9 protein-coding genes are annotated in these 8750 nt (G+C 73.6%); 5 read left to right on the forward strand and 4 right to left on the reverse strand.

What is annotated here, in order from left to right:
- Positions 1-88: 88 nt before the first annotated feature.
- From KS423_RS30530 to KS423_RS30545, 4 genes are all read right to left on the reverse strand, one after another.
- Entirely contained in the window at positions 89-1345 is a 1257-nt protein-coding gene (locus KS423_RS30530) for an MFS transporter (protein ID WP_224283009.1), read from the reverse strand.
- 39 nt (positions 1346-1384) lie between these two features.
- Positions 1385-2389: a HEAT repeat domain-containing protein gene (locus KS423_RS30535; protein WP_224283010.1), complete on the reverse strand. Its 1005-nt coding sequence runs from the start codon at positions 2387-2389 to the stop codon at positions 1385-1387.
- 3 nt (positions 2390-2392) lie between these two features.
- Entirely contained in the window at positions 2393-3064 is a 672-nt protein-coding gene (locus tag KS423_RS30540) for a HEAT repeat domain-containing protein (protein WP_224283011.1), read from the reverse strand.
- A gap of 208 nt (positions 3065-3272) precedes the next feature.
- A complete protein-coding gene (locus tag KS423_RS30545; protein WP_224283012.1) occupies positions 3273-4163 on the reverse strand; it encodes a YhjD/YihY/BrkB family envelope integrity protein in 891 nt (296 codons plus the stop codon).
- Between the two features lie 231 nt (positions 4164-4394).
- Here KS423_RS30545 and KS423_RS30550 point away from each other — a divergent pair, with 231 nt between their 5' ends.
- From KS423_RS30550 to KS423_RS30570, 5 genes are all read left to right on the forward strand, one after another.
- Positions 4395-6002: an MFS transporter gene (locus KS423_RS30550; RefSeq protein WP_224283013.1), complete on the forward strand. Its 1608-nt coding sequence runs from the start codon at positions 4395-4397 to the stop codon at positions 6000-6002.
- 295 nt (positions 6003-6297) lie between these two features.
- Positions 6298-6813: a hypothetical protein gene (locus KS423_RS30555; protein ID WP_224283014.1), complete on the forward strand. Its 516-nt coding sequence runs from the start codon at positions 6298-6300 to the stop codon at positions 6811-6813.
- Positions 6814-7134: 321 nt separating this feature from the next.
- Entirely contained in the window at positions 7135-7578 is a 444-nt protein-coding gene (locus KS423_RS30560; RefSeq protein WP_224283015.1) for an STAS domain-containing protein, read from the forward strand.
- A complete protein-coding gene (locus tag KS423_RS30565) occupies positions 7575-8012 on the forward strand; it encodes a hypothetical protein (protein WP_224283016.1) in 438 nt (145 codons plus the stop codon). Before KS423_RS30560 ends, KS423_RS30565 begins: the two co-directional genes overlap by 4 nt.
- Positions 8013-8476: 464 nt before the next feature.
- On the forward strand, positions 8477-8750 hold a 274-nt coding region (locus tag KS423_RS30570), incomplete at its 3' end, for a helix-turn-helix domain-containing protein (RefSeq protein WP_224283017.1).

Genomic DNA, 8750 nt, shown 5'->3' on the forward strand with positions numbered 1-8750 from the left:
GGTGACGCCGGCCGGTCCCGGGTCCCGGGCCGGACCTCGGCCGGGGCCGAACGGCCCGGGTCCGTCGGGCCCGCGCGCGTGGTGCCCGTCAGGGAACGTCGGCCTCCTCGCGCAGGTCGCGGACACCGTGGGCGATCCGCCCTGCGACGGCCCCGCCCGCAGGCCGCGGCAGGGGTGTGCGGAGGCGGTGGGCCAGGGCGCCGGCCGCTACGCAGATCGCCAGCGTGGTCCAGAGCAGCGGGGGGTTCTGCAGGCCCAGGCCGATGACGGCCGGCCCGACCGCGTAGGACACCGTCCAGGTCAGCTGGAACAGGGACATGTACGGTCCTTCGTCGCCCTTGGGCGCCATGGCCACCGCCGCCGCGGCCGCGGTCGGCTTCGAGGCCAGCTCGGCCAGCGCCAGGACGGCTGCCACGAGGACCGCGAGCGGGCCCTGGAGGGCGTGCGGGACGGTGGAGATCGTCGCGGTCAGGGCGATGGCGCCGGCCGCCGCGCCGATCGACAGGCGCAGGACCCGCGACCGGGTCCAGCCGGACAGCCGGCGGCTGATCCGCATCTGCAGGGTGGTGGCGGTGGCGTAGCGGACGGCGACCACGACGGTCGGCCAGTAGGCGGCCTGGTGGAGGCTCTCCATGAGGTAGAGGGGGAAGGCGACCGTCGGGATCAGCCAGGCCGCCGACAGCAGCGTCTGGGACACCACCAGGGAAAGGAAGGGCCGGTCGCCGAGCGCCGCCCGGGTGTTCGACCTCGCCGCCCGGTGGCCGGGCCGCTCGGCGGCCGGCACGGCGACACCCAGCAGGAGGACGGCCGCGAGGAGGGAGCTCGCGCTGTTCAGGGCGAGTGCGACCTGTAGGCCGCGCCCGCCGGCGAGCGCCATCAGGGCGGTCGCCCCCAGGGTGCCGACTCCCAGGGAGGTCGTCCTGAGCACGGTCACCGCGGAGAACCAGTCGGTGAGTTCCTCCGGCTTCGCGAGCCGCGCGACCATCGTGGGCCAGGCGGCACCGTAGAGCCGGTCGGCGGCCGTCACGACGAAGGTGACGGCCGCCACGGTGAACAGGTTCCCCACCGCGAAGAACAGGCCGTACCCGAGCGCGGTCAGGACATTGCTGAGGAGCAGGCAGGACTTGGGCCCCATGGCCTGGACGAGCCGCCCGCAGAGCGGCACGACGGCGAAGGACGCGACCGACCCGACCGTCACGGCCGTGCCCGCGGAGGCCGCCGGGAAGTGCCGGACGGTGACGAAGAACAGCAGCGACAGCGGCAGGAAGACGCCGGAGCCGAACGTGTCGACCGCCACCGAGAGGAAGAGCCGCCGCTGCCGACGGAACCGCCTGGCCCCTGTCACGCCACCCCCACCGTCGAACCCGCCCCCGAAGCCGACCCGCTACCGCGTGTTGCGCAGCTTGAGAATGTACGTCGCGGTCAGTGCGACCGCACGGTCCTCGTCCTGTGACAGTTCCTCCAGGGCGCGGGACGCCGTGCCTCCCGGGACGTCCGCGAGCGCCTGGGTGAGCCGCCGGCGGGCGTCCGGTCCGACGGTGTCGTGGGCGAGGCGGTCGACGAGCCCGGTGGCGACCCGGTCCGTCAGCGCCGGGTCGCTCGCCAGCGCGCCCAGGGCGTCGGCCGCGTCGGCGTCGTTCACCGCCTCGACGATCATGCCGATGAGCGTCGGGACCGCGTCGGCCACACCGCGGGCTCCGAGCGCCAGGGCCGCGTGCCTGCGGACCACGGCGTCGGGATTCCCGAGGGCGTCCCGCAGCAGGGCCGTCGCCGTCCCGTCCGGCAGCTCGGCGAGGGACCGGACGGCACGTTCGCGCACCTCGGCCGCGGGTGAGCGCAGGCCCTCCGCGAGCAGCGCCGTCCCTTCCCCGCCCGCCTGCGCCAGAGCCCAGCGGAGGGCTCCGGCGACGTTCGGGTCCGATTCGCCCAGCACGGCCTCGACCAGTGCCTCCACCGGCACCGGAGCGTCCTCGCCCGCGGACAGGGCCGCGCGCTGGCGCGCCCCCGGGCTCTTCGACTCCAGGGCCTGGAGCAGCGCGACGACCCGCAGGACCCCCTCCCAGCCGGCGGGTTCCGCGGCGTCGATCCGCCGGAGCCGGGTGAGCAGCTCCGTCTCCGCCGCGATGCGCTCGCGGGTCCGGCGGATGAGGTCGTCCACGAGCTCCGCGGGCGCGAAGCCGGGGTCGTCGAGCGCCCGCCCGACGTCGCGCAGCGACAGGCCCAGCGACCGCAGGCTCTCGATGTGGAAGATCCGCCGGATGTCCTCGTCCGAGTACCGGCGGTAGCCGGAGCCGGTACGCCCCGTCGGCTGCACCAGCCCGAGCGATTCGTAGTGCCTGAGCATGCGGGCGCTGACCCCGGACCGCCGCGCGACGTCGCCGATCAACACTGCCTACCGTCCCTCCCGGCCGCCCCCGCCGAGGGCCACCGTGCGCTTCGCCTCCTCGATCGCGAACTCGAATCCGGCATCCGGGTCGCGCCACAGCCGTTCGGTGGCGAGCGCGTGCCCGCGCACCCGGGGATCGAGGTCCGTCGTCGCGGTGCTCAGCGTCGGCAGCATCACCTCCCCGAGCGCGATCAGCGCCCGGCTGAGGCTCAGCTGCGTCTCGTGCCCGCCGCGCCCGAGCTGAGCCGCCAACACTACGGCCAACGCGCGCCCGCCACCCTCGGGCACGAGCACGACCGCGGCCCGCCAGGCACTGCGGGCCACCTCCTCGTCGGCGTCGGCCAGCAGCGCGGGCGTGATCGCCGGCCACGCCCGCCGGTCCCCGATCTTGGACAGTGTGTGCAGGGCCTGGCTCCGTGCCTGCGCACGCTCCGAACGGACCTCGCCGACCAGCAGCGGGACCGTCAGGGCCGCCTCGTGCCGGGTGAGTGCCCAGGTGAGCATCTCGCGCACGGAGAACTCGGGTTCGACCGCGCACCGTTCGACGAGCCCGCCGACGTACCCCGGGTCCGGGGCCGTGCCGACGGCCATCGCCGCCCGCAGACGGACCGACGAGTCGTCGTGCCCCAGTGCCCGGAGCGCCCGCATCGTGTCCGTGTCCTCTTCCGGTCTGGCCATCAGGACCACCTCCTTGGCAGCAGTGAAGGCCTTGTCACTGTGTCAAGGTCAAGCGGTCGGGCCGGGCCGACCGTCGCCGAGGCGTTCGAGCAGACGCGGCCTGCGCACGAAGGCCCCCGGAATCGGGGGGAGGGCGAAGCGGGCTGCGAGCACCCCTGAGGTGAGCAGCATGCCCCGCCCGCCTGGCGGACGCACGCCCCTTCGGCCCTCAGTCCTCGTCCTCCGGGGCCGGCTCCGGAGTCGCCAGCAGCCGGGCCAGCCGCCCCTGGCCCGCCACGACGTACCCGGCGCCGATCCCGAGCGTGATGACCGTGAACACCAGAATGAGCCAGCTGAGCAGGGTGAAGACCATGCCGAGCGGGCCGAACTGCGTCACGCTGCGGTTCAGCGAGCGGGGGACGTAGAGCTGCGACACCCATGTGAACGCCGTCAACCCGGCACCGGTCAGCACGGCCCCCGGCAGCAGCGGGAGCCAGGGAACGCGGCCACCGAGCAGCAGGTGCTGGGTCCACCACCAGAGCAGAGCGGCCGTGATCAGGTAGAGCACGGCCCCGAGGCCCTCGCCCGCCCCGAATCCGGTCCGCACCTGCCCCTGGAGAACCAGGGCGGTGAGCCACACCAGAAGCCAGGCCAGCCACCGCCACGCCGCCAGCCGCCCTGCCAGATGCGGCAGGTGCCAGCTCCGCTCGCACAGACGTTGCAGGATGCGGCTGCAACTCGTGGCCGAGAGCAGGGTCACCAGGATCCCGATGGCGCCGAAGGTGTTGGCGCTGGAGCTCGGTTCGCTGGGCTGGAGCGCCCCCTTGACCTCGTCGAGTGAGGCGCCCCGGAGCCCCAGAACGATGCGCAGGGACTCGGCGACGCCGCTGCGTACCTCCTGGGGCATGAAGGCGGCCAGGGCGAACAGCACCGGGATGGCGGTCAGGAACGTCTGGGCCGCGAGGCGGGTGGCCATGTCCAGGACGTGGATGTGGAGCAGCTGGGCGGCGAGTCGCCGCAGGAACGGGACCTCGTGCAGGGTGGCCGTCCGCCCCCGCAACCAGGCCGACCTGGTGCGGATCCAGTCGGCGCGGCTGGTCCGACCACGAGGTGCCGCCACTCCGCGCTCCCTCCGGCCGATGCCTGCACCCCGGTCCGCCGCGGCTCGTCGTCGGCCCGAGCGCTCCGGATTCCGTCCAAGACTGGGCGACGGGACGGGGTGCCGCACCTCGGGTGGCCCGCCGTTCGGCGCAACGCACCGGCCCACGACGGGCGGCCGGGCCGCGCGGGTACGAGGGTACGAGGGCCGGGGGACACGAACCGCGGGGGTCGGTGAGCACGAGGAGTCACGGTGAACCGCTGGAGAGCGCTGATCATCCTGGGCATGGCGCAGTTCCTGATGGTGCTCGACGCGTCGGTGATGAACGTGTCCATCAGCCGGCTGGTCGAGGACTTCGACACCGAGGTCACGGCGATCCAGGCGGTGATCACCCTCTACACGCTCGTGATGGCCGCGTTCATGATCACCGGCGGAAAGCTCGGCGACATGTACGGGCGCCGTCGGGTGTTCACGGTCGGGCTGGTGGTCTACGCCGTGGGGTCGGCGATCACGGCGGTGGCGCCCACCCTGTGGCTGCTGGCGCTCGGGTGGTCGGTGATCGAGGGCCTGGGCGCGGCGCTGGTCCTTCCGGCACTGGCCGCGTTGGTGGCCGGCTCCTACCAGGGACAGGACCGCCAGACCGCCTACGGTGTCATCGGCGGTCTGGCCGGGGCGGGCATCGCCGTGGGCCCGCTGCTCGGCGGATGGCTGACCACCTACCTGACCTGGCGGCTGGTCTTCGCCGGCGAGGTCGTCCTGGTGGTGGTCATCCTGTTCCTGCTGCGCTGGATCGAGCCGCAACCGGCACCGGAGCACCACGCGCGGCTGGACGTGGTCGGTGTGCTGCTGTCGGTGGCCGGGCTGGGACTGGCGGTGCTGGCCGTGCTGCAGAGCAGTTCCTGGGGCTGGCTGAAGCCCCGCAACCCGCCGTTCACCGTCCTCGGATACTCGCCGACCTTCTTCGTCATCGCGCTGGGCGGGGTGCTCCTGGTGCTGTTCCGGTCGTGGGAGCTGCGCCGGGAGCATCCGCTGGTCCGGTTCACGCTGTTCGGCGTTCCCCCGCTGCGGTCCGGCCTGCTCATGCTCTTCAGTCAGAACCTGATCCTCCTCGGGCTGTTCTTCGTCATCCCGCTGTACCTCCAGGCCGTGCAGGGCCAGAACGCCTTCCAGACCGGTCTGCGGCTGCTGCCGGTGTCGGTCACGATGCTCGCCGCCTCCATGTCCGGCCCGTTCCTCAGCCGGTTCGCCTCGCCGAGAACGGTGGTGCGGATCGGCCTGCTGGTGCTGTTCGCCTCGTCCCTGTGGTTGGTCGGCACCGTCCGGCCGGAGCTCGACGACCTGTCGTTCGCGCTGGCGATGGGCCTCCTGGGGATCGGCCTGGGACTGCTCGCCTCGCAACTGGCCAACGTCGTGCAGTCGAGTGTCGGGGAGGAGGACCGCAGCGAGGTCGGCGGGCTGCAGTACACCGCGCAGAACCTCGGCTCGTCGCTCGGCACCGCGCTGATCGGCGCCATCCTGATCGGTGCCCTGACGGCCGCGTTCGGCTCCGCCGTCGCCGCGGACCCGCGGATCTCGGACGCCGTGAAGCAGCAGGCCGGCATCAGGATCGCGGCGGGCGTCACCTTCGTACCCGCGGACCAGCTCTCCACCGCGCTCGCGCAGACCACCGTTCCGCCGCAGGAGGCGGACGCCGTCGTCGGCTCCTACCGCGAAGCCCAGCTCGACGGCCTCAGGGTGTCGCTGCTGGCCGCCGCCGGGATCACGCTCACCGGCTTCGCCTTCACCGGTCGCCTGCCCGCCGGGCGCGCGTCGGTCGGCAGCGGGGGGACCCGGAAGGACGGGGTGACGGTTCGGGGGTAGGGCCGCGCGGGTTTCCGGTCAGGTGCCCGCCGGCACGGGTCGGCCGTGGCTCCGGGTGGTGCCGGCGTCATGTCCGTTCCTACCGGTGCGGCCGGGGCACCGCGGTCCGTCCGAACGGGGCAGCGACCGCGGTCCGTCCGAACGGGGCACCGACCGCGTGGCATCGGTGCGGGGCGGTCGGCCGCGCCCGGATCCACCTGCGGAGGTGAGGCCGGAACCCGGGGAAGCGGCGATGATGGCCGCAACGGACCCATCGGTCGTCTCCGGCGCGGGGACGGGAGGAGGCGTCGTGACCATGCCCCGCAGTCGTACCCCCGCCCCGCCCGGACCGGCCCCGGGCGGACCCGGGAACCGGACGGACTACGCCGGCGCGGTGTACGGCTCGATGCTCGCCGCCTCCGTGATCGCGGCCTCCAGCGTCCACGAACCGCACCCGCGGCTGTCGCTGATCCTGCTGCTGGTGATCACCGGGATCGTCTTCTGGATCGCCCACGTCTACGCGCACGTGGCAGGACAGCGCGAGGCCGGCCGCCGGGTCACCTGGAGGCAGGTGCGCGAGGTCGGCCGGCACGAGTGGCCACTCGTCGAGGCGTCGGCGCTGCCGGCCCTGGCTGTGCTGGTCAGCCCCTGGCTCGGGGCGGGGGAGAACGCCTGGCTCGCGCTCGGTGTCGCCGTGGCACAGCAGGTGGCCTGGGCGACGCTGGGCGCCCGCCGGGCCGGTGCCGCGGTGGGTCCGGCCGTCGTCGAGGGCGCGGTCAACCTGCTCCTGGGCCTGGTCATCGTGGCGGCCAAGGTGGCCGTCGGGCACTGAACGGCTCCGAGCGGGTGATGCCGCCGTCGAGGAGCCGCTGCTGCTGCGGGCCGGGTGTACGGCGTGGCCGACCCGCCGCCTCGTTCGTCCGGGTGGCCCAGTCCGGCGTGCCGGACGAGGGACGCGGTCGAACGGCCCACGGAGGCGGTGGACGTGAAGGTGGACGGCCCGGCGGGCGCCTCCGACGCGGCCGCCTGTGCGGTCGCACGGGCCACCGCCGCGGTCCGTCCGTCCCACGACAGGACGGAGATCCGGTTCTACCGTGAACGTAGGACCGCCGTTCCGGGTCCTTCCGTCAGCCGAGCTTCCCAGGCGGTGGCCATGCGAGCCGACGACTTACTGCGCACCGAGACCGGGCCGTACCGGGACACCGTGCTGGTGTCGCTGGTGGGCGAACTCGACATGGCCACCGGGCCGCTCGTGACCGATGCCGTCTCCCGGGCCCTGGCGGCCGGTCCGTCCCGGCTGGACCTCGACGTCTCCGCCCTCACCTTCTGCGACGCCTCCGGTCTGCGCGCCCTCCTCCAGGCCCGGCGGGCGTCAGGCCTGCGACACGTCGAGTTCCGTCTCGTCGGCGTCCGGCCAGGGCTCCGCCGAGTCCTCGCACTCCTGCGCGCCACTGATCTCCTCCTCCCCGAACCCGCACCCGCACCGGTCGGGAACCGGACGGGTGTCGCGTCCCCGGAGCACCTGCGACCAGCTGCTCCACCGTCCCGCCTCCCGCTGCCCGAGAGGCGGTTCCCACCGAAGGAGTCACTGTCATGACCAGCAGCGTTTCCGGAGTCGGCAGTAGCAGCCAGATCCCCCAACCCCAACGGCATCCCTATGCGACCGGGTGGACCATCTTCGCGGGAGTCATGCTGATCACCGGCGGCCTGATGGCGATCTTCGAGGGGATCTCCGCCATCGGCAAGGACGACCTGGTTTTCGTCACCCGCAACTACGTGTACTCGCTGAACTCCGCGGGGTGGGGGTGGATCCACCTCATCCTCGGGGTCTTCATCGTCGTGACGGGTGTGGCGGTCTTCAGTGGCGCCGTCTGGGCCCGTGCCACCGGTATCGTCGTCGCCGGGCTGGGGATGATCGCCAACTTCCTGTGGCTGCCCTACTACCCGGCCTGGGCCATCGTCCTGATCGCGATCGACGCCTTCGTCATCTGGGCGCTGTGCGTCGGCCGCATCGAGAAGGGGACCGTATGACCTCCGAGAACGCCTGTCCCTGACAGCGTGACCGACCCGGATCCCGGCATCCGTCCGGGATCCGGGCCGGTCCGTGCCCACCGGGCGGGGCACCGCCGGCCTGCCCACGGGAACAGGACCCACCGCGATCGGCCGGGACGGGACGGCGTCCGTACACGATGCCTGACCGCCGGGCCGGGCCGGGAGCGGGCTCCGGCCGCGTGGCGGGCAGGCTGTGACGCCCGGGTGAAGGTCATGAGTGGGGCCGGTGATCGGCCGTTGATCGGGCATAGACGGCGAGCCTGGAGCATCGGGAACCGGAGGGACCGGGTTCGGCGGCCACAGCCTGACCACCGGGTCCCGCACGGCCGGACCACGGGCCGTGCGGGCGCCCAGCGCTGACGCCGCCGCCGGACCCGCCCCCAGGAGGAGTCCGGACCACGAAGGGCAGACCAGGCATGGACGGCGGGCAGTCGGTGCAAGCGGTGAGAACGGCGGCGGGCTTCGGCGAGCTGCTGCGGCTACGGCGCGAGCGGGTCGGACTGACCCAGCAGTGCCTGGCCGATCACGCGACCCTGAGCGTACGGGCGATCCGGGACATGGAGAGCGGCCGGGTGCGCCGGCCCCGCAACGAGACCGTCCGGCTGCTGGCGGACGCGCTGCGGCTGGAGGGCCGCAGCCGGACGGACTTCGAGGAGGCCGCCCGCCGGCACCCGCTCGCGGACGAGCCGGTGGCCGAGCCGGCCGCCCCGCCGGTGG

The sequence above is a fragment of the Streptomyces sp. LS1784 genome (assembly GCF_020103755.1).
GTDB lineage: Bacteria > Actinomycetota > Actinomycetes > Streptomycetales > Streptomycetaceae > Kitasatospora.